Origin of the sequence: Streptomyces sp. NPDC051041 (genome assembly GCF_044456065.1) — a bacterium.
GTDB classification, from domain to species: Bacteria; Actinomycetota; Actinomycetes; order Streptomycetales; family Streptomycetaceae; genus Streptomyces; species Streptomyces glaucus.
In genome coordinates this window covers 442,949-469,070 of the sequence record NZ_JBITFM010000002.1, presented here as the reverse complement: position 1 = coordinate 469,070, position 26,122 = coordinate 442,949, and the positions used below count along the sequence as shown (strand labels likewise).

Below are 26,122 nucleotides of genomic sequence, written 5' to 3'. Positions count from 1 at the left end.
CCGTGGCAGACCTCGTCATCCGGGACGCCGACGTCGTGGACGGCTCCGGCGCCCCCGCGTACCGCGCCGACGTGGTGGTCGACGGCGGCCGGATCGTCTCCGTCGTCAAGGAGGCGGCGGCAGCGGGCTGCCGGCGCCCCGCGGCGACGCGCGAGCTGGACGCGGAGGGGCTGGCCCTGTCCCCCGGCTTCATCGACATGCACGCCCACAGCGACCTGGCGCTGCTGCGGGACCCCGACCACAGCGCCAAGGCCGCGCAGGGCGTGACGCTGGAGGTCATCGGCCAGGACGGCCTGAGCTACGCGCCGGTCGACGACCGCACCCTCGACGAGGTGCGCCGCGCGATCGCCGGGTGGAACGGCCCCGGCGACGACGTCGACTTCGACTGGCGGTCGGTGGGCGAGTACCTCGACCGGCTGGACCGGGGCATCGCGGTGAACGCGGCCTACCTGATCCCCCAGGGCACGGTCCGCGCCCTCGCCGTCGGCTGGGAGGACCGGAAGGCCACGCCCCGGGAGCTGGACCGCATGCGGCGGCTGGTCGCGGAGGGGATGGAGCAGGGCGCGGTCGGCATGTCGTCCGGGCTGACCTACACCCCCGGCATGTACGCCGGGGACGCCGAACTCACCGAGCTGTGCCGGGTGGTGGCCGGGTACGGCGGCTACTACTGCCCGCACCACCGCTCCTACGGCGCCGGGGCCCTCCAGGCGTACGCGGAGATGGTCGCCCTGGCCCGGGAGGCGGGCTGTCCGCTCCACCTCGCCCACGCCACCATGAACTTCGGCGTGAACCGGGGCCGGGCGCCCGAGCTGCTGGCGCTGCTCGACGAGGCGCTCGCCGCGGGCGCCGACATCAGCCTCGACACCTACCCCTACACCCCGGGCTGCACCACCCTGGCGGCCCTGCTGCCCGGTTGGGCGAGCGAGGGCGGTCCGGAGCAGGTCCTGCGGCGGCTCGCCGACGAGGCGACCGCCGAGCGGATCCGGCACGACCTGGAGGTCGCCGGCTCCGACGGCTGCCACGGCGTGCCGGTCGAGTGGGACACGATCGAGATCTCCGGGGTGACCGACCCGGCCCTGTCCGACCACGTGGGCCGCAGCGTCGCGGAGTCGGCGCGGCTGCGGGGCGAGGCCCCCTGGGCGACCGCCCGCCGGCTGCTGCTGGCGGACCGGCTCGGCCCGACCATCCTCCAGCACGTCGGGCACGAGGAGAACGTGCGGGCCATCATGCGGCACCGCGTGCACACCGGCGGCTCGGACGGCATCCTCCAGGGCGCCAAGCCGCACCCGCGCGCGTACGGCACCTTCCCGCACTACCTCGGCCGGTACGTGCGGGAGCTGGGGGTGCTGTCGCTGGAGGAGTGCGTCGCCCACCTCACCTCCCGCCCGGCGGCCCGGCTGCGGCTGCCGGACCGGGGGCTGGTGCGGGAGGGGTACCGGGCCGACCTGGTGCTGTTCGACCCGGCGACGGTCGCGGCGGGCGCCACCTTCGCCGAGCCGCGCCGGCTCCCCGCCGGCATCCCGTACGTCCTCGTCGACGGGCGGTTCGTCATCGAGGACGGGCGGCGGACGGACGTGCTGGCGGGGCGGGCGGTGCGCCGGGCCCCCCGGTGACCGCCGGCCCCGCTCCGGACCCGTGCCGGACCTACGGCTTGGGCAGGGCGCAGCCGCTGCGGCCGAGGTCGAGCTTGTTGCCGAGGCCGAAGCAGGCGGGGATCCGGTAGGTCTGCTGGGCGTAGTTGACGCCCTGGCGGACGGTCACGGCGCCGTTCGCGTCGACCTCGCAGGGGTTGTTCACCGTGCAGCGCTCGCCGTCCTCGTTGCCGGTGTTGTTGACGGCGACGACCCGGCCGGTGGCGTCGTCGACGACGGGCGAGCCGGAGGTGCCGCCGACGGTGTCGCAGGCGGGGGTGTAGCGGATCGAGTCCTTCCAGGTCCACTCGCCCTCCTTGAGCCGGTGGGCGAAGCCGTCGACGGCGCAGGAGTAGGTCCGCTTCCAGTAGCCGGAGACCACGGTGACGGCGGTCCCGGCGGCCGGGCGGGTGTCGTTCAGGGTCAGCGCGTCGATCCCGTACGCGTTCCTGATCTGCGCGTAGGTGGCGGTCAGCCGGTACAGGGCGACGTCGGTGTCGGTCATCGTCGCGTACGCGATCCGGTTCGCGCGCAGGGTGCCGACCCGGGTGCCGGCGGAGTCGAGCAGGCCGAAGGTGCGGCTGGAGGCCCGGTCGACGACGACCTCGCCGGCCGCCGGGAAGCCGGTCTCCAGGCAGTGCCCGTTGGACATCACCAGCGCCGGGTCGTCGTCCCGGGAAGCGGGCAGGCGGATCACCGAGCCGGAACAGTTGCTGAGCGAGACGGCGCCGGCGAAGGTGACGGCCCGGGCGGCGGCCGTCCCTCCCGCGGGCGCGGCCCGGTCCGTCGCCGCCGCGGGCGCCGCGCCCGCCCCGGTGATCACCAGGGTCGCGAGCGCGGTCAGGAGAGGCTTGTTCATGTGGGGTCCCCTCGGTAGACGTGGGCGGCCGGAGGTCCTCCGGCCGCCCGCTGTCTTGTCATGCGCATTGTGAATGCGGGGGTACGAGGGGACAAGGAGGCGTTTCCGGACGGCGCCTGGCCGATTCCGCGCCCGCCCCTCCCCGCGGCGGCCGGCCGCCGCGCCGGGACAGCAGAGGGCCGGGCCCGCGGCGCCGTGGGGGGAGACGGCACCGCGGGCCCGGCCCGGGGGAGAGCGGTACGGGTGGTACAGGGCGCCCGGTCCGCGCGTCGCTGCGGGTGCACGCGGACCGGGGCCGTTCGAGGGACCCCGAGGGGGTCAGCCGGCGGCGCTCAGCTCCCGCTCCCCGGCCAGCGCGGCGGCGTGCGCGTCCATGCGCTCCGCGGCCAGGATCGCCGCCGCCGTGTCGGCGCGGGACGCCGCCACGACCAGCGCGCGGCCCGCCAGCGCGTGCGCCCGCCGGTGCAGTGCGGCCGGGCACGGTTCACCGCCCTTGGCCGTCACCGCCGCACGGGCCGGCGTCCGTCCGCCCCGCAACCGGGCCACCTGCCCGGCGAGCCGTTCGGCCGCGGCGTCCAGGTCGGCGGACGGCGCCAGCGCGCGCAGCTCGTCGGTGACGGCGAGCAGTGCCGCCAGATGGCCCGCGAGCTGGATGTCCAGCTCTTCCTCACGCGACCGGTGGGGGAAGTCGGAGGTGGCGCCGGCCATCGTGCTGTGGACCGACTTGGTGCGGATCGGTTCGTACATGGATGGCCTCCCGAGTGCTTACAGGAAGACATCCTAGCTTGGATTTCGTCTAAAGTTGAGCGCTTCACAAATCCGGACACCGTACGCACCCACGGTGAACGGCCCGGCTCTCACGGCTGGCCGTAGCCGTCCAGGAACCGTCCGATCCGGCCCACCGCGTCCCGCAGGTCGGTGACCGTGGGCAGGGTCACCACCCGGAAGTGGTCCGGCTCCGGCCAGTTGAACCCGGTGCCCTGCACGACCATGATCTTCTCCTGCCGCAGCAGGTCCAGCACGAGCCGCCGGTCGTCCCTGACCTTGAAGACCTTGGGGTCGAGGCGCGGGAAGAGGTACAGCGCCCCCTTCGGCTTCACGCAGGTCACCCCGGGGATCTGGGTCAGCAGCTCGTGGGCGACGTCCCGCTGCTCGCGCAGCCGCCCGCCCGGCAGCACCAGGTCGTCGATGGACTGCCGCCCGCTCAGGGCCGCGACCACGCCGTGCTGTCCCGGCATGTTGGCGCACAGCCGCATGTTCGCCAGGATCGTCAGGCCCTCGATGTAGGAGTCGGCGTGCGCGCGCGGCCCGGAGACCGACATCCAGCCGACCCGGTACCCCGCCACCCGGTACGCCTTCGACATCCCGTTGAAGGTCAGCGTCAGCAGGTCCGGGGCGACCGCCGCGGTGGGCTTGTGGGTGACGCCGTCGTACAGGATCTTGTCGTAGATCTCGTCGGAGCAGACCAGCAGGTTGTGGCGGCGGGCGATGTCGGTGAGCCCCTTGAGGACCGCCTCGTCGTACACCGCGCCCGTCGGGTTGTTGGGGTTGATGATGACGATCGCCTTGGTGCGGTCGGTGACCTTGCGCTCCACGTCCGCCAGGTCCGGCATCCAGTCGGACTGCTCGTCGCAGCGGTAGTGCACGGCGGTGCCGCCGGACAGCGAGACGGCGGCCGTCCACAGCGGGTAGTCCGGCGCCGGCACGAGGACCTCGTCGCCGTCGTCCAGCAGCCCCTGCATCGCCATCACGATCAGCTCGGAGACGCCGTTGCCGATGAAGACGTGCTCGACGTCCGTCTCGATGCCGAGGGTCTGGTTGTGCATGACGACCGCCCGGCGCGCGGCCAGCAGTCCCTTGGCGTCGCCGTAGCCGTGCGCCGTCGAGACGTTGCGGAGGATGTCCTCCAGGATCTCGGGCGGGCACTCGAAGCCGAACGCGGCCGGGTTGCCGGTGTTCAGCTTGAGGATGCGGTGACCGGCGGCTTCCAGCCGCATCGCCTCCTCGAGCACCGGGCCCCGGATCTCGTAACAGACGTTGGCGAGCTTGGTCGACTGGATCACCTGCATGCCTGGGAGCTTACGGCCGGGTAACGCTCCTCGGGTCGTGTTTTCCACCACGTGAGACGCGGGATTTGTGCGGATTTCGCCCTCCGCTGTCCCACCGGCCCCGCCGGTCTCTACAATGCGCCGCCATGTCCAGGCCATCCGAGTACGAGAACGGGGCGTACGGCGCACGTGCCGCGCACCATGCCGCCGGGGCGTACGGCGTTCCCGGTACGCCCGCGGAGGCCGGCGAGCCCCAGGGTCCCCCGAACGTGTACCACCCGCGGGCCGTCCCTCCGCCGTCGTACGAGGAGTACGCCGATCCGGCGGCGGCCCACGGCTGGCAGAACGCGTACGACGAGACGGCCGAGCTGCCCGCGGCGGCCGGACGGCCCGCGGCCGGCGGCGGCGCGGGGCGGGGCGGTCCGTCCGGGCCGGCACGGGGACGGCACGCCGTGCGCGGGCCGGGGCCCCGGCGGGCGCGGCGCGCGGTGGCCGCCGCGGGGGCGGCGGGTGCCGTGTCGGTGGCCGCCCTGGTGGCCGGGTTCGCCTTCTCGGGGGCGTCACCGGAGTCGTCCTCCATCTCGTCGCCGGACTCCTCCCCCGACTCCTCGCCGGGTTCGTCGCCGGACGACGCCGGGACCGGTACCGGGGGAGGGAAGGCGCGTGCCACTCCCCCGGCCCCGGCCCCGGCGTCGCCGGCCGAGTCGCGCGGCGCGGCGGCGGGCGCCCTCGCCGAGCCCTCCGCGGTACCACCCGCCGGGAAGACGCCCGGCGCCAAGGCCACCGGCGGCGCGGCGCCGTCCGGGGCGGTGAGCGCCGCCCCGGACCGCACCGAGGCGGCGGCCGCCCCGGAGGAGTCCGCCGCCGCGCCGTCCGCCGCCGGCCCCACGGCCGCGCCGGTCCCGGCCGCCACTCCGCCTCCGGACGGCTCCGGCCGCAGGCCGGGGCGCGGTCACGGCGGCACCGGACGCGCCAAGTGATCACGGGCCTGCCGGCCGGGCCGGACGGACCGCCCGGCCCGGCGCGGTCCGGCGCGACCGGACCCGGCGGCGGCCCCAGGGCGCCGAGCGGCGCGGGGAGCCCGCCGGCGGCGGCCGGGGCGCCGCGAGCGGCGCCGGAGGCGGCGGCGCGGAGCCCGCGACGGGCGTGCGGGACGGCATGACGAGGGCCCCGCACGCCGTTGTGCGGGGCCCGCTGTCCGCACCGCGGCCGGCCGTGACGATGTCGCTGGTCAGGGCACTGTCGGTTGGACCGGCCGCGGAGTCCTCGGGTGGTGTCAGCCCAGGCGCTCCACCAGTTTGCGGTACTCGTCCCACAGCTCCTCGGGCGTGTGGTCGCCGAAGGTGTTCAGGTGCTCGGGGACCAGCGCGGCCTCCTCGCGCCACACCTCCTTGTCGACGGTGAGCAGGAACTCCAGCTCCTCGTCGGACAGGTCCAGGCCGTCGGTGTCGAGGGCGTCCTTGGCCGGCAGGATGCCGATGGGGGTCTCGACGCCCTCCGCCCGGCCCTCCAGGCGTTCCACGATCCACTTCAGGACGCGGGAGTTCTCGCCGAAGCCGGGCCAGACGAACCGGCCCTCGTCGTCCTTGCGGAACCAGTTGACGTAGTAGATCTTCGGCAGCTTGGACTGGTCCTTGTCCTTGGCCACGTCGATCCAGTGGGCCATGTAGTCGCCCATGTTGTAGCCGCAGAACGGCAGCATCGCGAAGGGGTCGCGGCGCAGCTCGCCGACCTTGCCCTCGGCGGCGGCGGTCTTCTCGCTGGCGACGTTGGCGCCGAGGAAGACGCCGTGGTTCCAGTCGAAGGACTCCGTCACCAGCGGGACGGCGGTGGCGCGGCGGCCGCCGAACAGGATCGCCGAGATCGGCACGCCCTTGGGGTCCTCCCACTCCGGCGCGATGATCGGGCACTGGGCGGCCGGCACGGTGAAGCGGGCGTTGGGGTGGGCCGCCGGGGTTTCGGACTCCGGGGTCCAGTCGTCGCCCCTCCAGTCGGTGAGGTGGGCCGGGGGCTCCTCGGTCATGCCCTCCCACCACACGTCGCCGTCGTCGGTGAGGGCGACGTTGGTGAAGACGGCGTTGCCCCACAGCGTCTTCATCGCGTTGGCGTTGGTGTGCTCCCCCGTGCCGGGCGCGACGCCGAAGAAGCCGGCCTCGGGATTGATCGCGTACAGCCGGCCGTCCTCGCCGAACCGCATCCAGGCGATGTCGTCGCCGACGGTCTCCACCGTCCAGCCGGGGATGGTCGGCTCCAGCATGGCCAGGTTGGTCTTGCCGCAGGCGCTGGGGAAGGCGGCGGCGACGTACTTGGCCTCCCCGCGCGGCGGGGTCAGCTTCAGGATCAGCATGTGCTCGGCGAGCCAGCCCTCGTCGCGGGCCATGACGGAGGCGATGCGCAGGGCGTAGCACTTCTTGCCGAGCAGGGCGTTGCCGCCGTAGCCGGAGCCGTAGGACCAGATCTCGCGGGTCTCCGGGAAGTGGGAGATGTACTTGGTCCGGTTGCAGGGCCAGGGCACGTCCTCCTGGCCCGGTTCCAGCGGGGCGCCCAGCGAGTGCACGGCCCTGACGAAGAAGCCCTCGTCGCCCAGCTCGTCGAGGACGGCCTGGCCCATGCGGGTCATCGTGCGCATGGAGACGGCCACGTAGGCCGAGTCGGTGATCTCGACGCCGATCGCGGACAGCGGCGAGCCGAGCGGGCCCATGCAGAAGGGCACGACGTACATGGTGCGGCCCCGCATGGAGCCGCGGAACAGGCCGTTCTCACCGGTGAAGATCTCCCGCATCTCGGCGGGCGCCTTCCAGTGGTTGGTGGGGCCGGCGTCCTCCTCCTTCTCGGAGCAGATGAAGGTCCGGTCCTCGACGCGGGCGACGTCGGTGGGGTCGGAGGCCGCGTAGTAGGAGTGGGGGCGCTTGACGGGGTCGAGTTTCCGGAAGGTGCCCCTCTGGACGAGCTCCTCGCACAGTCGCTCGTACTCGGCCTCGGATCCGTCGCACCAGACCACGTTGTCCGGCTGCGTCAGTTCGGCGATCTCGTTCACCCACGAGATCAGCTCCTGGTGCTTGGTGGGGACGACGGGGGGAGCCGCGATGTCGCGCGCCACGATTGCTCCTAGGTGAGGGATTTTTTTGTCTGGAGGCCCCGTGGGGGCTGCGACCCGGATGCTTCACGGTGGGACCTCGGCGCTCATCCGGTGCCGACCGCACTCATTTGATCATCCGATGTGCGCGCCCATCTGTCCAGAGGGCCTCACACTTGAGCGGAGTGAGGAACGCCACGTACCTGCGCGTTCCTCAGCGTGTCTTTACCGACACGTTGGGTTCATCTGAATGTTCTTTTACCTCGCACGAGCGGGATGCGCCCGGCGGGAATGAGAAGTGTGCGGCCGGGTACCCCGTGAGACGATGACCATCCCCTCATCCGTCCCACGGTTGTACTGACACGTAACTTACGGTTCCGTAGGTACGATTCGAGCTATGACTGCGTCCGCCTTCGACGCGTCCACGGACAGCCAGGCCGACGGTCGCGGCCCCGTGGCGCTCTCCCTGCCGCATCCGGTGAAGCCCAAGCTGCGCGGCTGGCTGCACCTGGGCATGTTCCCGGCCGCACTCGTCGCGGGCCTGGTGCTCACCGCCCTCGCCGACTCGGTCAGGGGCCGTATCGCATGCAGCGTGTACGCCCTGACGGCCTGCCTGCTGTTCGGTGTGAGCGCGCTGTACCACCGGGGCAACTGGAGCCCCCGCATGGACGGCGTCCTGCGCCGCCTCGACCACGCGAACATCTTCCTGATCATCGCGGGCACCTACACCCCGCTGACCCTGCTGCTCCTGCCCGCCTCCAAGGGCCGGTGGCTGCTGTGGGGCGTCTGGGCCGCGGCGGCGGCCGGCATCGTCTTCCGCGTGTTCTGGGTCGGCGCCCCGCGCTGGCTCTACACGCCCTGCTACATCGCGATGGGCTGGGCGGCCGTCTTCTACCTCCCCGACTTCCTGCGCACCGGCGGCGTCACCGTCCTCGTCCTGGTGGTGGTGGGCGGCCTGCTCTACAGCGTGGGCGGGGTGATCTACGGCCTCAAGCGCCCCAACCCGTCACCGCGCTGGTTCGGCTTCCACGAGGTGTTCCACTCCTTCACCCTGGCGGCGTTCGCCGCGCACTACGCGGCGATCTCGCTGGTGGCGTACTAGCACGCGCAGCCCTCCTCCCCCACCGGACGGCCACGGCTTCCCAGCCGTGGCCGTCTCCCGTGCCCGGGACAGGACCCGGCGGGTCGCGCCCCGACCGTCCTCGGGCACGGTCCGTCCGCCGCGAAGCGCCGAACCCCCGTCTCGCCGCCATGACATTCTGACCGGGTGAACGGTTCCGCGATCCACGTCGAGTTCCCCCCGGAACTGCACCTGTTCGTCCCGCAGGCACGGCGGACGGGCGCCACCCGGGTCACCGTCGACGGCGTCTCCACCCTCGGCCACGTCGTCGAGTCCCTCGGTGTCCCGCTGACCGAGGTCGGCGCGCTCCTCGTCGACCACCGCGCGGTGCCGCCCGCGCACGTCCCCGCGGCCGGCGAGTCGGTGACCGTGCGGGCCGTGGAGCGCCCGCAGCGGGTGCCGGGCGCTCCGCTGCGCTTCCTCCTCGACGTGCACCTCGGCACCCTGGCCCGCCGCCTGCGGCTGCTCGGCGTGGACACGGCGTACGAGTCGACGGACATCGGGGACCCGGCGCTGGCCGCCCGCTCGGCGGCGGAGCAGCGGGTCATGCTCAGCCGGGACCGGGGCCTGCTGCGCCGCCGCGAGCTGTGGGCGGGCGCGTTCGTCTACAGCACCCGCCCCGACGACCAGCTCCGCGACGTGCTGGAGCGGTTCCAGCCCGAGCTGCGGCCCTGGACCCGCTGCACCGCCTGCAACGGCCTGCTGCGCCGGGCCGCCAAGGAGGAGGTGGCGGACCAGCTCGAGCACGGGACGCGGCGGACCTACGACGTGTTCGCGCAGTGCACCGCGTGCGGCCGGGCCTACTGGAAGGGCGCGCACCACGAGCAGCTGGAGGCCATCGTGGAGCGCGCCCTGGCGGAGTTCGGTCCCTGAGGCGGCGGCGCGGCCGGACCCGCCGGCGCCTAGTGGTGGTGGGGCTTCCCGGCCTGGGGGCGGGGGCGCTTCCCGGCGAAGTCCCCGCTGTCGCAGGCGACCCCGTCCTTGTCCCGGTCCAGGCGGTGCCGGTCGCGGCCGTGCACCTCCATGCGGCCGTAGCCCTTCTCCGCCAGCCAGTCGCACCGCTCGGCCCGCGGCATCTCCGGGAACGTCCACGGCACGCACTGGCTGATCGTGCCGTAGGAGTGGTCGCAGCCGTCGTACCCCTCGGGCATCGTGACGCCCCGGTGGTGCTCGTGGGCGTCGGTGCTCGCGGCGCTCCCGGTCAGCTCCTCGGCGAAGGCCTGGACGCGGGCTGCGGCGACCTGGCCCTCCGGCCCGATCCGCACCCACCGGGACACGGACGGCACACCGCCGGCGTCCACGACCGACAGCATGTACCAGCCGGGCGGGGCCAGGTTCGGATTGCTGGTCAGGCTGAGGTCGACGGTGGTGCCGTCGACCGTCATCGGCAGGTCGACGTAGCGCTGGTTGGGGTCGGAGGAGTGGGTGACCGCGGCCGGGCGGATCAGGGACGCCTTGACCACCGGCTTGTCGACCGTGATGCGCTGCGAGGAGCCGTACGCCCAGGTGGTGTCCGCCACCGAGGTGATCCGCGGGCGGTCGCCCTTGAAGAGGTACGGCGGCTCGTAGACCGACACGCGCTGGTCGAAGGAGCCGTCGCCCGGGTTGTCGCCGACGCTCAGCACCCGGCCGTCCGGCAGCAGCGTGGACGAGGAGTGGTACGTCCGCGGCACCGGGTCGGTGGCCAGGCCCGGTTCGAAGGCGTTGGTCGCCGGGTCGTACAGCGACGCCTCGAAGACCGGGTCCTCGCGGTAGGTGTGCAGGGCGCCGCCGGTCTCCAGGACCTTGCCGTCGGGGAGGATGACGGCCGAGACGTACACCTTGCCCTCGTCGCCGGTCTGCGGGCTGCCGTCCGCGTAGTGGCCCTGCGGCAGGTCGGGACCGGGCACGTACCGCGGCGAGTCGGCCTTCATGTCGATCAGGTCGACGAGCCGGTGCGCGTCCGGCGCGACCGTGTGGTTGCCGCCGCCCATGGTGAGGACCTTCTGGTCCTGGGCGGGCGGCAGCAGGACGGACATCGACTGGTCGCGTTCGTCCTTCTTCCGCAGGCCCGGGACCTCGGCGACGGTGCCCGCCTCGTAGTCGTAGACGGAGGCGCCGGTGCCCGGCAGGCCGTTGCCGAAGACATGGCTGCCGGTGTAGAAGAGGCGGCCGTCCTGCAGCAGGATCATCGACGGGTACAGGCCCCAGAAGGCCCAGGCCTGCTTGGCCTCGCCCATCGGCAGCCACTCGTTGCGGGCGTAGGAGAAGTGCTCGTTGACGACGGTGCCCGAGGAGTCCTCGCCGAGGCCGCCGAGGGAGACGACGTCGCCGTTGCCCATCGCGGTCGCCGACGGGTACCAGTGGCCGGCCAGCATGTCGTTGACCTTGATGTACTTGTTCTGGCCGGGGTCGAAGACGTAGCTGGACCGCAGGCCCTTGTAGCCGACGCTGCCGTCGGGCTCGGCGTAGTCCTTGTTGCCGCCGACCACCAGCACCCGGCCGTCCGGGAGCTGGACGTGCCCGGCGCAGAAGAAGTCCTCCGGGGTCGGGATGTCGGTGTAGTCGCCCGTGGCCGGGTCGTACAGCGCGGTCTTGAAGGTGCCGGCCTCGAACATGTCGAGGTCGTTGCCGGACCCCGCGATCAGCAGCACCTTGCCGGTGTGCAGCAGCACCGAGTGGATGGCCCGCACCGGGGCCTGGAGCGTCTGCACGGTCCACCGGCCCTTGCACTCCGGGCCGGTGCCGCCGGCGCGGCAGGGATCGGGCTCGGCGGGGACGGTGGCGTCGACCATGGCGTAGTCGTCCGTGGTCAGGGTCCCCACGCCGTAGAGCGCGCCGCCCCAGGTGATCTGGTCGGTGCCCGGCGGGATCGCCGGGGTGCGGACCTCGGTGCGGCTCCAGCCCGCGGACGGGGCGAGGGTCTTGAGGTCGGTCCAGTAGACCCAGCCCAGCTCGGCGTCGTGCCGGAAGACGGTGAGCGCCACGTCCGGCGTCGTCGACCGGTACCAGAACGACAGGTCGTACTGGCGGCCCGGAGTGACCCGCGGCGCGCAGGAGTTCTCCAGCATCATCGTCTTGCGGTCGCCGTCGGCGCGCCGGGTCAGCTCGACCCGTACCGCGCGGCTGCCGCTGTGGGCGTCGTCGGTGACGGTGAAGGTGTAGTCGTTGTCGCCCCAGCCCGACTTCTCGAAGCACTGCGGGAACCGCGAGGGGCCGTCGAGGATCTCCAGGCCCGGGTTCTGGACGAGGTTGGCCGCGGCGGCGGCGGGCCGGGCGCCGAGCGGGCCGAGCCCGAGGGCGGTGGTGAAGAGCACGAAGGCGGTCAGCAGCAGCCGGACGGGTCTGCCGTGCGGGCGCGGCAGCCGGTGTCCGCTGCCGGGTCTTCCGGTTCCGGACAGCATGGTGTGTCCCCCCTTGATCAAGGATCCCCCCGGATCCCCTTGTCGTCGACGGTCCTGCGGACTACCGGCCGCTGTCGATCCGGAGAATGTCGATCCGGCCGCCGCCCTCCCCGAAGGTGGCGACCGGGCGGCCGTGCGCGAACAGGTCGCGCAGGGTGGGCAGGTTCTCGCGTTCGCCGCGCAGGGCGGGGGTGGACACCACGTAGTCGATGTCCTTCCAGCCGTGCGGCAGCGTCTTGGTGACCGCCGGGTCCTGGTCCAGCTTGTAGTGCCAGATGACCCCGGTGCCCGGGCGGTACCCGGCGTCGACCGCGTCCAGCCACAGCACGCCGTCGGTGACGACGCGCACCCGGTCGCGGTCGCCGACGGGGGTCTCGCGCAGCCAGCGGGAGGCGTCGCGGTAGACGCCGTTGTCGTCGGCGGTGACGGCGGAGCGGTCCTGCTGGTACCAGTGCGGGCCGGCGATCGCCGCCACTGCGGCGGCGGCCGCGACACCGGCGGCGAGCCGGGGGCGCGGCCCGCCGGGCAGCCGGGCGGTCCCGGCCTGGACGAGCCCGGCCAGGGTGAGCGCCAGGAAGGGCAGGACCTGCACGATGTACATCTGCGGCAGGTAACCGCCGGGCCGCAGCGCGACCAGCGCCAGCACCAGCACGGCGAGGGCGGCCGGGCGCAGCCCGCGCACCGCCAGCGCGAGCACGGCCGCCGCGGCGCCGCCCACCAGCAGGTAGGGGTCCCGGGTCAGCCAGTCCTCGAAAAGCCGGTGGGCGTCGGTGCCCGCCGTGAAGGGCGAGCCGCTGCCCTCGCGTCCGCCGAGCTGGAACTTGAGGGTGCCGAGCAGCGAGACGTGCCCCGGGCCGGGCCACAGCTCGCCCTTGAGCAGGGCGTACAGCGGGTAGAACAGGCCGGTCAGCACGAACCCGGAGCCGAACCCCGCGAAGGAGAACTTGCGGGTGCTGGGGTGGCTGCCCTGCCAGAGGGTCACCAGCAGCACGGGCAGCAGGACGGCGATGGTCTCCTTGGACAGCACCGCCAGCGCGAAGGCCACGCCCGCCGAGACGTGATGCCACAGGTGGCGGCGCGGCGAGAGGGCGAACGCGAAGGCGGCCAGCGCCCACAGGACGGCGAAGTTGTCCAGGTAGATCTGCCGGTGCAGCACCACCGCGAGCGGCGACAGGGCGTACAGCAGCACGGCTCCGGCCGCGGCGGGCCGGACCAGTCCGAGGCGGCGGCCGACGACGTAGACCAGTACGCAGGTCGCCCCCGCCACCGGGAGCATCGCCATGCGTCCCTGGACGAACGTGGGCAGGTCCGGCAGGAGCCAGGACGGCAGCCACGACAGCGCCGCGAGCTGCGTCCAGCCGAACGGCGGGTGGTCGTACCAGTAGGTGTAGTGCGCGAGCGCACCGTGCCGGACGGCCCAGGCCTGCGCGAGATAAGTGCCCTCGTCGTCATTGGGGAAGGGATAATTCCCGATTCCCCGGGCCCGCACCGCGAGGGCGACGAGAAGAACGGGAGTAACCCAGAAATAATCCGGCCGAAACATTATGCGACGCGCGGGCGACCCACCCTCTTGTGAATTGCCCGGTGCCGGCCGGAAAACGGACGAGGAACGATCTGAACTTCCTCCGTCGGAGCCTTCACGCACACGCGTGTGCGGCACGGCAGTCCCCATGCGGAATCCCCCACCCCCACTTTTTGGCCCTGACCGCCCCGGGACCTCCCCCTCGAAAGCCCAGGAATCAGGCATGCCGCAGCATCATGGCACACCGTGGACCTCCGCATAAGAAGAATCTGCCATTCCGGAAGTGCCGAAGATCGTCCCCGGGGGGCCGCATTGCCGGGGAAATGGAGAACCTGCTAGCTTCGCCCGGGAGCCCTGGCACATCACACGCGAAAAGTCCCGGAACACCGCGGAAGAACCGGCAGCGCCGCCGATCGCGAGAGGGCTCGGCCGATCTGTGAAGCATCCGGAAGCACGACGGGTTGGGGAGCCCGGCGTCCGGAGAAGCCGAGGAAGACCAAGGAAGACCGAGGGGGGAATTCGTGGTCTCCGCCATCCTGTTAGTCGATTCCGTCGTCCTCATGACCGCCGCGGGCGTCACGCTCTGGTGGATGCTCCATGCCTGGCGCACTCCCGAGACGCTTCAGTCGACGGCGTTCGCCGAGCCCGACGGCACACCCGGGCTGTCCTTCTCGCTCCTCGTCCCGGCCCGGCACGAGGAGGCCGTCCTGCGCCACACGGTCGAGCAGATGCTGCGCATCGACCACCCGGACTACGAGATCATCCTGATCGTCGGGCACGACGACCCCGGCACCGCCGCCATCGCCCGCGAACTGGCCGCCGAGCATCCCGGCATGGTGCGGACGGTCGTCGACACCCACGAGGCGAAGAACAAGCCCCGCGCCCTCAACACCGCGCTGCCGCACGCCCGGGGCGACGTCGTCGGCGTCTTCGACGCCGAGGACGTCGTCCACCCGGACCTGCTCGCCCACGTCGACTTCGCCTTCCGGCGGGAGAACGCCGACGTCGTCCAGGGCGGCGTGCAGCTGATCAACTACCAGAGCAGCTGGTACAGCCTGCGCAACTGCCTGGAGTACTTCTTCTGGTTCCGCAGCCGGCTGCACCTGCACGCCCGCAAGGGGTTCATCCCGCTCGGCGGCAACACCGTCTTCGTCCGCGCCGGGCTGCTGCGGCAGACCGGCGGCTGGGACGGCAACTGCCTCGCCGAGGACTGCGACCTGGGCGTGCGGCTGTCCAGCGGGGGCGCGAAGGTGGTGGTCGCGTACCACTCGGCCCTCGTCACCCGGGAGGAGACGCCCGGCTCGATCCGGGCGCTCTACAAGCAGCGCACCCGCTGGAACCAGGGCTTCCTGCAGGTGCTCCGCAAGGGCGAGTGGCGCCGGCTGCCCGGCGCCGGCCAGCGGCTGCTCGCCCGCTACACCCTCAGCACCCCGTTCCTGCAGGCCGCCACCGGCGTCATGATCCCGCTCGGGGTGGTGCTCGCCCTGATCGGCGGGGTGCCGCTGCCCTTCTCCCTGTTCGCCTGGCTGCCGATGCTCCCGATGGCCGCCATGGTGGTCTTCGAGGCCGTCGCCCTGCACGACTTCGGCCGCGAGTACGGCTTCCGCATCGGCCTCCGGCACTACGTCCAGCTGATCGCCGGAGGACCGGTGTACGCCGTGGTCCTCGCGGCCGCCGCCCTGCGCGCCGTGTGGCGCGAGTACACCGGCCGCCGCGACTGGGAGCTGACCTCCCACGTGGGCGCCCACCTGCCCGCCCAGGTCCCGCAGCCCCAGGAGGCACCGTGACGGCGTCGCCCGCCGACGTGTCCATCGTCGTCCCGACCTTCAACGAGGCCGGCAACATCCGCGAGCTCCTCGCCAGGATCGCCGCCGCCGTCCCCGCCGGGACACGCGCCGAGGTGGTGTTCGCCGACGACTCCACGGACCACACCTGCGAGATGATCGAGGCGGCGGCCGCGTCCTGCCCGGTCCCCGTGGTGCTGCACCACCGCCCCGTTCCCGAGGGCGGCCTCGGCGGCGCGGTCGTCGAGGGCATGGCCCGCGCCGCCGCGCCGTGGATCGTGGTCATCGACGCCGACCTGCAGCATCCGCCCGAACTGATACCCGAGCTGATCGCGAGGGGCGAGACGAGCGGCGCGGAACTGGTCGTGGCCAGCCGCTACGCGGCCGGCGGCGACCGCGGCGGCCTCGACGGCGGCTACCGCAAGCTGGTCTCCAGCGCCTCGACGCTCGTGACCAAGGGCCTCTTCCCGCGCGCCCTGAGCGGCCTGACCGATCCGATGAGCGGCTTCTTCGCCATCCGGCGCACGGCCGTCGACCGGGCCGCCGCCGAGGACGAGGGGCTGCAGCCGCTCGGCTACAAGATCCTGCTGGAGCTGGCGGTGCGGTGCCGTCCCCGCTCCGTCGCGGAGGTCCCGTACGCGTTCGGCGAGCGGCACGCGGGCGAGTCCAAGTCCACGGCGCGCGAGGGCCTGCGCTTCCTGCGGCACCTGATCACCCTGCGCACCGCCGACGCCCGCGCCCGCGCGGTCGTCTTCGGGCTGATCGGGCTCTCCGGCTTCGTCCCGAACCTCGCCCTGCTGTGGCTGCTGACCTCCACGGCGGACGGACTGCACCACGCCCCCGCCGAGATCATCGCCAACCAGGCGGGCCTGCTGTGGAACTTCGCCCTGATCGACTCCTTCGTCTACCGCAACCAGCGGCGCCACCACCGGCGCTCGGTCCGGCTGCTCACCTTCGCGGCCGTCGGCAACGTCGACCTGGTGGCCCGCATCCCGCTCGCCGCCCTGCTCATCGCCGCCGCGGGCATGTCCGTGCTGCCCGCGACCGCGCTCAGCATGGCCGTCGTCTTCACGGCACGGTTCCTGGTCGTCGACCGGTGGGTGTACCGGCGGCTGCGCGGGCGCGCGGCGGCGGCAGCGGTCCCGGTCGCGCGGGAGCCGGTACCGGATCCCCTCGGCTGAGCCGGCCGGGACCCGGCGGGGCTCAGGAGGCCAGCCCGGCCCTGAGCCCCGCCGGGTCCGTCACCGGCCTGTCGCACACGAACCGGCGGCACACGTACGCGGCCGGGCGGCCGTCGACCAGGCCGCGGTCGGCGAGCAGCGGGAACTCGTCGCTCTCCGGTGCGCCGACCGCGACGACCGCGCCGGGAGCGGTGCCGAGGAGCGCCGCACGGTGCAGGGTCCTCGTGGCGTCGTCGGCCCCCGGGCCGACGATCGCCACCTCGCGGGGCCCGTCCAGGAGGGCCTCGGCGACGGCGAGCCCCCAGCCGATGAAGCGGGGCACGCGCGGGCCGAGCGCCTTGACCACGCCCAGCGCCCGTTCGGCGGCGGTGCGGTGGGGCTCGGAACCGGTGTGCGCGGCGTAGCCGAGCAGGGCGCCCGCGGCGGCGGTCCAGCCGGAGGGGGCGGCGTTGTCGGTGGGGTCCTGGGGGCGGCGGATCAGCCGCTCGGCGTCGGCGGCGGTGTCGTACAGGGCGCCGGAGTCGTCGGTGAAGCGGGTCAGGACGTGGTCGAGGAGGAGACCGGCGAAGTCCAGCCAGACGCCCTCGCCGGTGACGGAGGCGAGGGCGAGGAATCCCTCCGCCACGTCGGCGTAGTCCTCCAGCACGCCCGCGTTCGCGCCGGCGTGGCCGTTCCTGCTGGTGCGGGTGAGACGGCCGTGGTCGTCGAGGTGCACCCGGACCAGCAGGTCGGCGGCGGCGACGGCGGCCTCGACGAGGTCGGGCCGGTCGAAGTAGGCGCCGGTCTCGGCGAGCGCGGCGATCGCCAGGCCGTTCCAGGCGGCGACGACCTTGTCGTCGCGGCCGGGGGCGGGACGGCGGGAGCGCGCGTCCAGCAGCAGCCGCTTCACGGAGGCGATCCGGGCGGCGTCGAACACCCCGTCCTGCTGCGGCAGCTGGAGCACGGACGCGCCGTGTTCGAAGGTGCCCTCCTCGGTGACGCCGAAGTACCGGGCGGCGAGGTCGGCGTCCTCCTCGCCGAGCACCTCGCGCAGCTGCGCGGGCGTCCACACGTAGTAGGCGCCCTCGACGTGCCTCCCCGTCCCGTCGTCGCTGTCGGCGTCGAGCGCGGAGGCGAACCCGCCCTGGTCGGTGCGCAGCTCGCGCACCATGAAGTCGGCGGTCTCCAGGGCGACCCGGCGGGCGAGCGCGGACCCGGTGGCCCGCCACAGGTGGGCGTAGACGCGGCACAGCAGGGCGTTGTCGTACAGCATCTTCTCGAAGTGCGGCACGATCCAGTCGCGGTCCACGGAGTAGCGCGCGAAGCCGCCGCCGAGCTGGTCGTAGATGCCGCCGCGGGCCATCCGCTCGCAGGTGTCCTGCGCCATCTGCAGGGCGCCCTCGGAGCCGGTGCGCGCGTGGTGGCGCAGCAGGAACTCCAGCACCATGGACGGCGGGAACTTCGGCGCCCCGCCGAAGCCGCCGCGCTGCGGGTCGTACTCGCGGGTCAGCCCGAGCAGGGCCTGCGCGAGCTCCTGCTCGCCGGGGACCTCGGTGCCGCCGAAGGAGATCTCCCGCCCGGCGAGGTCCCGCACGATCTTCCCGGCGACCTCGGTGACCTCCTCGTGCCGGTCCGTCCAGGCCGCGCGGACGCCCTCCAGCACCTGCCGGAAGGAGGGCATGCCGTGCCGGGGCGCGGGCGGGAAGTAGGTGCCGAAGTAGAACGGCTCGGCGTCCGGGGTGAGGAACACCGTCATGGGCCAGCCGCCGTGCCCGGTCGCCGCCTGCACCGCCTCCATGTAGACGGCGTCCACGTCGGGGCGTTCCTCGCGGTCGACCTTGACGCTGACGAAGTGCGCGTTGAGGAAGTCGGCGGTCTCCCGGTCCTCGAAGGACTCGTGGGCCATCACGTGGCACCAGTGGCAGCTGCTGTAACCGACGCTCAGCAGGACGGGCACGTTCCGCCGGCGCGCCTCCGCGAAGGCCTCGTCCGACCAGGGCCACCAGTCGACGGGGTTGTCGGCGTGCTGAAGGAGGTACGGGGACGTCTCGTGCGCCAGTCGGTTCGGCATGGTGTCCATCCTGCCGCAGTGCCGTTGCTGAGGACCGGGGGGAGCGAGCCCCGCCGCCGGGGCCCGTGCTCAGCCGTGTGCCCCGAACGGTGCCGGGCACACCGGTTCCCCGCTCCCCGCCGCCCGTTCCGCCGGATCCGCGGCGCCCGCGTCGTCGACTGCGCGGCGACGGCCCCGGGGAGCCGCCTCCGCCACCCCGCGGCCTGCCGCCGCACGGTCCCGCCGGCGCCGCCCGCGCCGTCCCGGCCGGGTCCGCCCGCGCCGTCCCTCGCCTCCGGGGCGAGGGACGGGGCACGGGCGGCGGACGGGTCCCGCCGTCCTGTCAGCCCCGCTGGGCCCCGGGCTCGCCCGGAGCCTGGCCCGGGCCGGACTGCGGCTCCGGGGCCTCCTCGAAGTCGACCTTGCCCATGTGCCTGTTCATGGACTTCATCAGGCCCCACACCGCCAGGGCCATCACCGCGAAGACGATGAAACCGAGGACGCCGGGGGTGACCTTGTCCTCGTCGACCTCGGCGAGGGTGACGAGGTGCGTCAGTGCCAGGCTTGCGCTTGCGCTCATGTCAGGCATTGTCCCGGATGCCCGCGAAGAGGTCGTCCTCGGGGAGGGAGGTGTCCACGAGGGACTTCGCGAGCTCGTACTCCTCCGTGGGCCAGACCTCCTTCTGGATCTCCATCGGCACCCGGAACCAGCCGCCGTCGGGGTCGATCTGGGTGGCGTGCGCGATCAGCGCCTTGTCGCGGATCTCGAAGAAGTCGGCGCACGGCACGTGCGTGGTGATCGTGCGCTCCTTGCGGTTGAACTCGTCCCAGCGCTTGAGCCAGTCCCCGTACGGCGACTCCAGGCCGCGCTCCAGCATCGCGTGGTGCAGCGCCTCGGTGCGGGGACGGTTGAAGCCCTGGTTGTAGTACAGCTTCAGCGGCTGCCACGCCGGGCCGAACTCCGTCTCCGGGTACTTCTCGGTGTCCGCCGCGCCCTCGAACGCCACCATCGAGATCTTGTGGGTCATGATGTGGTCGGGGTGCGGGTACCCGCCGTTCTCGTCGTAGGTGGTGATCACCTGGGGGCGGAAGGAGCGGATCTTCCTCACCAGCTCACCGGCCGCCTTGTCGACGTCCTCCAGGGCGAAGCAGCCCTCGGGCAGCGGCGGCAGCGGGTCGCCCTCCGGCAGGCCGGAGTCGACGAAGCCGAGCCACTCCTGCTTGACGCCGAGGATCTGGCGGGCCTCGTCCATCTCCTTCTTGCGCACCTCGTGGATGTGCTCCTCGATGTACGCGTCGCCCTGCAGCTTCGGGTTCAGGATGGAGCCGCGCTCACCGCCCGTGCAGGTCACCACCAGCACGTCCACCCCTTCGGACACGTACTTCGCCATGGTGGCCGCGCCCTTGCTCGACTCGTCGTCGGGGTGGGCGTGCACGGCCATCAGTCGCAGCTGGTCAGTCAAGACTCAATCCTCAAGTCAGTCGGCGCCCTGTGCGTCGGCGCGGTCCAATAGGTGTCGCCCCCGCGGGTGCCGTCCCGGAGGAACGTCGTCGAGGGGTGGCGATCGGGGTGCGGACGGGGGCTTCTATAGTGACCGAACCGGGCGGCGAATAATTCCGGGACCGGACTTCAGGGCCCCTTTCGGGACATCTGTCCGCCCCTGCCGAAAGGACCGATCATGAGCACGACGAGCACGCGACCGCCGGAGGGCCGCTACGGCCGCTCCTCGGACGAGCGCGCCGACCGCACGCTCAAAGCCGTCGGCGCCGTCCTCGCGGCGGTGCTGCTCGCGGTGATCGGCTATTTCGCCTACCACTACGTCGGGCAGAACAAGATCAGCGGCGAAGTGATCAGTTTCGACACCTCGGAGGACTCGGTGCGGGTCCGCCTGGAGGTCCGCAAGGACGCCGGTGTCAGCGGCTACTGCACCGTGCGGTCCCAGGCGGAGGACGGCGCCGAGGTCGGCCGGGCCGACTTCCGCTTCGCCGGCGACGCCACGCGCATCGACGAGGTGGTCACGCTGCGCACGACGGCTCCGGGCACGACGGCCGAGCTGCTCGGCTGCCACGCCGGGTGACACTGTCCGGCATCACCCGGAATACCTAGCCGCTGACCTGCGTTGACGCGAATCAGGTGGCTTTTGTCCTCCCCCTTGGGCCGGTGAATTGTTAGGCTCGTGGTTTCGCCCATCCGTGAAGGAACATGCTTCTGGGTAGGGCGATGCTTTGTATTCCCAGTACCTACGAGGAGCACCTGTGACCCAGACCAGCGAGAACGTCACCTGGCTGACCCAGGAGGCGTACAACAAGCTCAAGGACGAGCTTGAGTACCTTACTGGTCCCGCGCGCGCGGAGATCGCCGCGAAGATCGCCGCCGCGCGCGAGGAGGGCGATCTGCGTGAGAACGGCGGGTACCACGCGGCGAAGGAGGAGCAGGGCAAGCAGGAGCTCCGTGTGCGCCAGCTGACCCAGCTCCTCGAGAACGCCAAGGTCGGCGAGCCGCCGGCGGCGGACGGCGCGGTGGCCCCCGGCATGGTCGTGACCATCGCCTTCGACGGCGACGAGGACGACACCCTGACCTTCCTGCTCGCCTCCCGCGAGTACGCGAGCGCCGAGATCGAGACCTACTCCCCCCAGTCCCCGCTGGGCACCGGCGTCATCGGCCACAAGGTCGGCGAGGACGCGGAGTACGAGCTGCCGAACGGCAAGAAGGCGTCGGTGAGGATCCTCAAGGCCGAGCCGTACACCGGCTGACCGGGCCGTGCACCGGCCGCCCCGGCCGGCATCGTCCTTGACGAAGCCCCCGGCGTCTCGTGGACGCCGGGGGCTTCGTCGTACCGGCGCGGAGCGTGGGCCGGTCCGTCAGGCCGCCGCCGAGCGGTACTTGCGGACCGCCAGCGTCCGGAAGATCAGGATGATCACGACCGACCAGATCAGCGAGGCCCACACCGGGTGCTGCATGGGCCAGGCGTCGGGTGTCCGAAAGCCCGGGGGAAGGTTGCCGAACAGCTCGCGGCAGGCCTGCACGGCCGCGCTGAACGGGTTCCACTCCGCGATGTGCCGCAGGAAGGACGGCATCTGGTTCGCGTCCACGAACGCGTTCGAGATGAACGTCAGCGGAAACAGCCAGATCAGGCCGCCCGAGGTCGCCGCCTCGGGAGTGCGCACGGACAGGCCGATGAGCGCGCCGATCCACGAGAACGCGTACCCGAACAGCAGGAGCAGGCCGAATCCGGCGAGCACCTTGCCGAGGTTCTCGTGCGTGCGCCAGCCGACGATCAGGGCGACGGCCGCCAGGACGACGAGGGTGAGCGCCGTCTGCACCAGGTCGGCGATGGTGCGGCCGGTCAGCACCGCGCCACGTGCCATGGGCAGGGAACGGAAGCGGTCGATGAGGCCCTTGTGCATGTCGTCGGCGATGCCCGCACCGGCGCCCGCCGTGGCGAACGTGACGGTCTGGGCGAAGATGCCGGCCATCAGGAACTCGCGGTAGGCCTGGGTGGAGGTGGACGAGCCGACCTGGATCGAGCCGCCGAACACATAGGTGAACAGCACCACGAACATGACCGGCTGGATCAGTCCGAAGATGAGCATCTCGGGGATCCGGCCCATGCGGATCAGGTTCCGCCTGGCCACGATCAGCGAGTCCCGGATCGACTGGCCGAACGGGTTGCTCCGTGGCGGGACGCGCACGGCGTCGGTGGCGGCGCTCACTGGGCGGTCTCCTTCCTGCGTCGGGATCCCCTGTCGCCCGTCCGCCCCCCGCCCTCCTCGTCCCCGGCCTCGGCCGCGTGGCCCGTCAGGGAGAGGAAGACGTCGTCGAGGGTCGGACGGCGCAGGCCGATGTCGTCCATCTCGATGCCGCGGGTGTCCAGCTCGCGGATGATCTCGGCGAGCAGCTTGGCGCCGCCGGTCACGGGCACGGTGAGCTTGCGCATGTGCTCCTCGACCGCGGTGTCGCCCTTGCCGAAGCCGCGCAGCACCTCGGCGGCGGCCCGGATGTGCTCGGGCCGGTGCACCACGACCTCGACGCGCTCGCCGCCGGTGCGGGCCTTGAGCTGGTCGGAGGTCCCCTTGGCGATGACACGGCCGTGATCGACCACCGCTATCTCGTGCGCGAGGTGGTCGGCCTCCTCCAGGTACTGCGTGGTCAGCAGCAGCGTCGTGCCGCCGGAGACCAGTTGCTTGATGACGTCCCACAGTTGCTGGCGGTTGCGCGGGTCCAGGCCGGTCGTCGGCTCGTCCATGAACATCACGGGCGGCGAGACGACCAGGGCCGCCGCGAGGTCGAGCCGGCGGCGCATGCCTCCGGAGTAGGTCTTCGCGGGGCGGTCGGCGGCGTCGGTGAGGTGGAACCGGTCGAGCAGCTCGGCCGCGCGCTCCTTGGCCGCCTTCGCCCTCATCTGGTACAGCTGGCCGACCATCTGGAGGTTCTCCCGGCCGGTCAGGTACTCGTCGACCGCCGCGAACTGGCCGGACAGGCCGATGGAGCGGCGTACGGCGTCGGGGTGCCTGACCACGTCGAGGCCCGCGACGACCGCCTTTCCGCCGTCGGGGCGCAGCAGCGTCGTCAGGCATCGGACGGTCGTCGTCTTGCCCGCGCCGTTCGGCCCGAGCAGGCCCAGGACGGTGCCCTCGGGGACATCGAGGTCGACGCCGTCCAGTGCCCTTACGTCGCCGAAGGTCTTCACCAGGCCTTCGGCGTAGATGGCGCCTGGCATATGAGTCTCCACGTCGTCGGGGGATCTTCGGAAAGCCCAGGGTCGCGCTTCTCGCGCCGCCCGCCCGTTGAGCGGGCGGCGCGAGCCACCATAACGCGATACATCGCGTACCTCAACGGATTTACCCGAACGGGTGACGAAGGGGCCGCGGCCCGCGCGCTCCGCGGACTCCGCCGGCAGACGGCCCGGTCAGTCCATGACCGTGTAGCCCGCCTCGCGCAGGGCCCGGCCGACCTCGGCGCAGTGCGCGGGGCCCTTCGTCTCCAGGTGCAGCTCGACCTCCGCCTCCGTGAGCCCTAGCCGCGGGTCGGTCCGTACATGGCTCACGTCGAGGACGTTGGCGTCGGCCGCCGACAGCACCCCGAGAAGCGTGGCCAGGGCGCCCGGCCGGTCCGTCAGCCGCAGCCGGACGGCCAGGTAGCGGCCCTGCGCGGCCATGCCGTGCCGCAGGACGCGCTGCAGCAGCACGGGATCGACGTTGCCCCCGGACAGCACCGCGACGACCGGCCCCTCGACGGCGCCCGGATCGCCCAGCAGCGCCGCGACCGGACTCGCCCCGGCCGGCTCGACGACCAGCTTGGCCCGCTCCAGGCACAGCAGCAGCGCGGCGGACAGCTCGTCCTCGGTCACCGTGCGGACCTCGTCCACCAGATCGCGGACGATGCCGAACGGCACGTCACCGGGCCGCCCGACCCTGATGCCGTCGGCCATCGTCACCGGCTGCCCGACCGTCACCGGGCGCCCCGCCGCGAGGGACGGCGGATAGGCCGCCGCGCCCCGAGCCTGCACGCCCACGATCCGCACCTCGGGCCGCAGCTCCTTCACCGCGACCGCGATCCCGGCCGCCAGCCCGCCCCCGCCGACGCCGACGACGATCGTGCGCACCTCGGGGCACTGCTCCAGGATCTCCAGGCCGACCGTGCCCTGGCCGGCGATGACGTCGGGGTGGTCGAAGGGGTGGATGAACACCGCCCCCGTCTCGGCCGCGTACTCCTGGGCGGCGGCCAGCGTCTCGTCGACGACCTGGCCGTGCAGGCGCACCTCGGCGCCGTACTCCCGCGTCGCGCTGATCTTGGGCAGCGGGGCGCCCCTCGGCATGAACACCGTGGCGCGCACGCCCAGCAGCGAGGACGCCAGGGCGACGCCCTGCGCGTGGTTGCCGGCGCTCGCGGCGACGACGCCGGCGGCCCGCTCCTCGGGCAGCAGCCCGGCGATGCGGACATACGCGCCGCGCAGCTTGAACGACCCCGTCCGCTGGAGGTTCTCGCACTTGAGGTGGACCGGCGCGCCGACCAGCCGGGACAGGTGCCTGCTGCCCTCCAGCGCGGTCGTCCGCGCCACGCCCGACAGCATCTTCTGGGCACCCCGCACGTCGTCGAGGGTGACGGACCGCAGCGAGTCGGCCGTGCTGTAGCTCATGCCCCAAGCATCGCAGTTCGCCCGCGGCCCGGGCGGTTGCGACCAACCTCCGAGACCCGCTTCGCGCAGCGCCGGCACGGCCCGCCGCCCGGCCGCGTACCCTGTCCCCCAATTAGCAGACCTCCACGAAGTGAGCCCCCGGCCATGCCCACAACACCTGACATGTCGATGGACATGACGACCGTCGGTGACACCGGTCTTCTCGACGCGTTGCAGCACGAGGTGGCGGTGTTCGCCCGCCGTGCCGAGCAGACCCGGCTCGGCGGGGTCGGGCAGGTGCGCAACTCCATGGACCGCGCCGCCTATCTGCTGCTCAACCGCCTCGACAAGGAGGGCCCGATGGGCGTCAAGGCGCTCGCCGCGAGCATGGGCATCGACTCCTCCACGGTCACCCGCCAGGTGGCCCCGCTCGTCGACACCGGGCTCGTCAAGCGCACCTCGCACCCCGAGGACGGGCGCGCGGTGGTGCTCCAGCTGTCCCCGCGCGGCCTGTCGCGGCTGGAGGAGGTGCGCTCCTCCCGGCGCCGGCTGATGGCCGAGCTGACCCACGACTGGGCGCCGGAGGAGCGCGAGGCGTTCTGCGCGCTCCTCACCCGCTTCAACAGCGCCCTCTCCGCCCGCATGACCGCCCATGGGGCGCCGGCGCCGGAGGCTCCGCCGTCCTCCTCCTGAGCGTGCGGGGGCCCGGCGCTCGCCGTGCCCGCACGCGCGTGCCGCCCGGCTCTTGACCGACCGGCCGCCGCCGGTCTCCCATGGGACTCGGCCCGTACGGGACCGGACCCGTCCCGTACGCGGTGGGCCTTCCTGCGAGGACCCCCGGGGAGGGGAGGCGCGGTGCGCGAACGGCAGGCGTCCCGGAGCGCCCGGCGGGCCCGGGAGTTCGAGGCGTTCGTCGCGGGCGCGGCAGGACGGCTGCTGCACGCCGCGACCCTGCTCACGGCCGAGGCGCCGGACGACAACCCGCGCGCGCGGCACCTGCTGACCCTGGCCCTGGCCCACACGTACGCGCACTGGGACCGGCTGCGCGGGGAAGACCCGTACGACCGTGCCCGCCGGCATCTGGTCGACCGGTTCGCCCGCGCGTCCTGGCACCGGTACGGCGGCTTCGGCCGGGCCCGCCCGCGGGGTGCGGGCGCCCTGGCCCGGCTCGCTCCGCAGGAGCGCCTGGTCCTGGTCCTCAGGCTGTACGAGGGCGTCGCCGAGGAGCCGACGGCGGCCCTGCTGGGCCTGTCCGCGGACCGGGTCCGCGCGGTCTGCGACCGGGCGGCGGCGACCCTGCTGCATCCACCGCGGGGGCCCGCGGCGGCGGGGCCGAAGGCGGCGGTGCCGTGAACGGCCGGCCCGGCACC

The 26,122-nt window shown here is 72.9% G+C and carries 22 protein-coding genes; 10 read left to right on the top strand and 12 right to left on the bottom strand.

What is annotated here, in order from left to right; genetic code table 11:
- The first annotated feature begins 2 nt into the window (after positions 1–2).
- Positions 3–1,613, top strand: coding sequence for an amidohydrolase family protein (locus tag ACIBAI_RS05420; RefSeq protein ID WP_399031145.1), 1,611 nt, complete (start codon positions 3–5; stop codon positions 1,611–1,613).
- Positions 1,614–1,644: 31 nt separating this feature from the next.
- Here the strand turns inward: ACIBAI_RS05420 and ACIBAI_RS05415 are convergent, their stop codons facing one another.
- The 3 genes from ACIBAI_RS05415 to ACIBAI_RS05405 form a co-directional block, all read right to left on the bottom strand.
- Entirely contained in the window at positions 1,645–2,490 is an 846-nt protein-coding gene (locus tag ACIBAI_RS05415; RefSeq protein WP_399031143.1) for a serine protease, read from the bottom strand.
- 318 nt (positions 2,491–2,808) lie between these two features.
- Positions 2,809–3,237: a hypothetical protein gene (locus ACIBAI_RS05410; RefSeq protein ID WP_344605867.1), complete on the bottom strand. Its 429-nt coding sequence runs from the start codon at positions 3,235–3,237 to the stop codon at positions 2,809–2,811.
- A 110-nt stretch (positions 3,238–3,347) separates the two neighbouring features.
- Positions 3,348–4,559 carry a pyridoxal phosphate-dependent aminotransferase gene (locus ACIBAI_RS05405; RefSeq protein ID WP_399031141.1) on the bottom strand — a complete coding sequence of 404 codons (1,212 nt, stop codon included), beginning with the start codon at positions 4,557–4,559 and terminating at the stop codon, positions 3,348–3,350.
- A 125-nt stretch (positions 4,560–4,684) separates the two neighbouring features.
- Here ACIBAI_RS05405 and ACIBAI_RS05400 point away from each other — a divergent pair, with 125 nt between their 5' ends.
- Entirely contained in the window at positions 4,685–5,518 is an 834-nt protein-coding gene (locus ACIBAI_RS05400) for a hypothetical protein (RefSeq protein WP_399031140.1), read from the top strand.
- A 296-nt stretch (positions 5,519–5,814) separates the two neighbouring features.
- Here ACIBAI_RS05400 and ACIBAI_RS05395 read toward each other — a convergent pair whose 3' ends face one another.
- A complete protein-coding gene (locus ACIBAI_RS05395) occupies positions 5,815–7,638 on the bottom strand; it encodes a phosphoenolpyruvate carboxykinase (GTP) (RefSeq protein ID WP_399031138.1) in 1,824 nt (607 codons plus the stop codon).
- A 373-nt stretch (positions 7,639–8,011) separates the two neighbouring features.
- Here ACIBAI_RS05395 and ACIBAI_RS05390 point away from each other — a divergent pair, with 373 nt between their 5' ends.
- Positions 8,012–8,716 carry a hemolysin III family protein gene (locus tag ACIBAI_RS05390; RefSeq protein ID WP_399031137.1) on the top strand — a complete coding sequence of 235 codons (705 nt, stop codon included), beginning with the start codon at positions 8,012–8,014 and terminating at the stop codon, positions 8,714–8,716.
- Between the two features lie 165 nt (positions 8,717–8,881).
- Positions 8,882–9,607 (top strand): Mut7-C RNAse domain-containing protein, encoded by a 726-nt coding sequence (locus ACIBAI_RS05385; RefSeq protein WP_399031135.1) that lies wholly within the window; start codon positions 8,882–8,884, stop codon positions 9,605–9,607.
- Between the two features lie 29 nt (positions 9,608–9,636).
- Here ACIBAI_RS05385 and ACIBAI_RS05380 read toward each other — a convergent pair whose 3' ends face one another.
- The gene (locus ACIBAI_RS05380; RefSeq protein ID WP_399031133.1) at positions 9,637–12,117 is read right to left on the bottom strand and encodes a galactose oxidase-like domain-containing protein; all 2,481 of its coding nucleotides are present in this window, start codon (positions 12,115–12,117) and stop codon (positions 9,637–9,639) included.
- A 61-nt stretch (positions 12,118–12,178) separates the two neighbouring features.
- On the bottom strand, positions 12,179–13,606 hold the full coding sequence (locus tag ACIBAI_RS05375; protein ID WP_399031131.1) for an ArnT family glycosyltransferase: 1,428 nt from the start codon (positions 13,604–13,606) through the stop codon (positions 12,179–12,181).
- Positions 13,607–14,199: 593 nt separating this feature from the next.
- Between ACIBAI_RS05375 and ACIBAI_RS05370 the strand changes: the two genes are divergently transcribed.
- Together ACIBAI_RS05370 and ACIBAI_RS05365 are read left to right on the top strand one after the other, a co-directional pair.
- Entirely contained in the window at positions 14,200–15,426 is a 1,227-nt protein-coding gene (locus ACIBAI_RS05370) for a glycosyltransferase (RefSeq protein WP_399031386.1), read from the top strand.
- Complete coding sequence (locus ACIBAI_RS05365; protein ID WP_399031129.1) at positions 15,423–16,604, top strand: glycosyltransferase; 1,182 nt, start codon at positions 15,423–15,425, stop codon at positions 16,602–16,604. The genes ACIBAI_RS05370 and ACIBAI_RS05365 overlap by 4 nt, the downstream gene beginning before the upstream one ends.
- A 22-nt stretch (positions 16,605–16,626) precedes the next feature.
- Here the strand turns inward: ACIBAI_RS05365 and ACIBAI_RS05360 are convergent, their stop codons facing one another.
- From ACIBAI_RS05360 to mca, 3 genes are all read right to left on the bottom strand, one after another.
- Positions 16,627–18,654: a thioredoxin domain-containing protein gene (locus tag ACIBAI_RS05360; RefSeq protein WP_399031127.1), complete on the bottom strand. Its 2,028-nt coding sequence runs from the start codon at positions 18,652–18,654 to the stop codon at positions 16,627–16,629.
- Positions 18,655–18,976: 322 nt separating this feature from the next.
- Entirely contained in the window at positions 18,977–19,222 is a 246-nt protein-coding gene (locus ACIBAI_RS05355) for a hypothetical protein (protein WP_399031126.1), read from the bottom strand.
- On the bottom strand, positions 19,215–20,096 hold the full coding sequence (mca, locus tag ACIBAI_RS05350; protein WP_399031124.1) for a mycothiol conjugate amidase Mca: 882 nt from the start codon (positions 20,094–20,096) through the stop codon (positions 19,215–19,217). The genes ACIBAI_RS05355 and mca overlap by 8 nt, the downstream gene beginning before the upstream one ends.
- Before the next feature lie 216 nt (positions 20,097–20,312).
- On the opposite strand from mca, the gene ACIBAI_RS05345 reads away from it, so the two are divergent.
- Positions 20,313–20,711, top strand: coding sequence for a DUF4307 domain-containing protein (locus ACIBAI_RS05345; protein WP_344605891.1), 399 nt, complete (start codon positions 20,313–20,315; stop codon positions 20,709–20,711).
- 178 nt (positions 20,712–20,889) lie between these two features.
- Positions 20,890–21,387 carry a transcription elongation factor GreA gene (greA, locus tag ACIBAI_RS05340; protein ID WP_399031123.1) on the top strand — a complete coding sequence of 166 codons (498 nt, stop codon included), beginning with the start codon at positions 20,890–20,892 and terminating at the stop codon, positions 21,385–21,387.
- A gap of 108 nt (positions 21,388–21,495) precedes the next feature.
- On the opposite strand, the gene ACIBAI_RS05335 is transcribed toward greA, so the two are convergent.
- The 3 genes from ACIBAI_RS05335 to ilvA all read right to left on the bottom strand — a co-directional run bounded on the left by ACIBAI_RS05335 (position 21,496) and on the right by ilvA (position 24,773).
- Entirely contained in the window at positions 21,496–22,347 is an 852-nt protein-coding gene (locus tag ACIBAI_RS05335) for an ABC transporter permease (RefSeq protein ID WP_399031121.1), read from the bottom strand.
- Complete coding sequence (locus ACIBAI_RS05330; protein WP_399031119.1) at positions 22,344–23,354, bottom strand: ATP-binding cassette domain-containing protein; 1,011 nt, start codon at positions 23,352–23,354, stop codon at positions 22,344–22,346. Before ACIBAI_RS05330 ends, ACIBAI_RS05335 begins: the two co-directional genes overlap by 4 nt.
- A 189-nt stretch (positions 23,355–23,543) precedes the next feature.
- On the bottom strand, positions 23,544–24,773 hold the full coding sequence (gene ilvA, locus ACIBAI_RS05325) for a threonine ammonia-lyase (protein WP_399031118.1): 1,230 nt from the start codon (positions 24,771–24,773) through the stop codon (positions 23,544–23,546).
- 162 nt (positions 24,774–24,935) lie between these two features.
- Between ilvA and ACIBAI_RS05320 the strand changes: the two genes are divergently transcribed.
- Both ACIBAI_RS05320 and ACIBAI_RS05315 read left to right on the top strand, forming a co-directional pair.
- The gene (locus ACIBAI_RS05320; RefSeq protein WP_399031385.1) at positions 24,936–25,445 is read left to right on the top strand and encodes a MarR family winged helix-turn-helix transcriptional regulator; all 510 of its coding nucleotides are present in this window, start codon (positions 24,936–24,938) and stop codon (positions 25,443–25,445) included.
- Positions 25,446–25,607: 162 nt separating this feature from the next.
- Positions 25,608–26,105, top strand: coding sequence for a sigma factor-like helix-turn-helix DNA-binding protein (locus ACIBAI_RS05315; protein ID WP_399031116.1), 498 nt, complete (start codon positions 25,608–25,610; stop codon positions 26,103–26,105).
- The last annotated feature ends 17 nt before the right edge of the window (positions 26,106–26,122 follow it).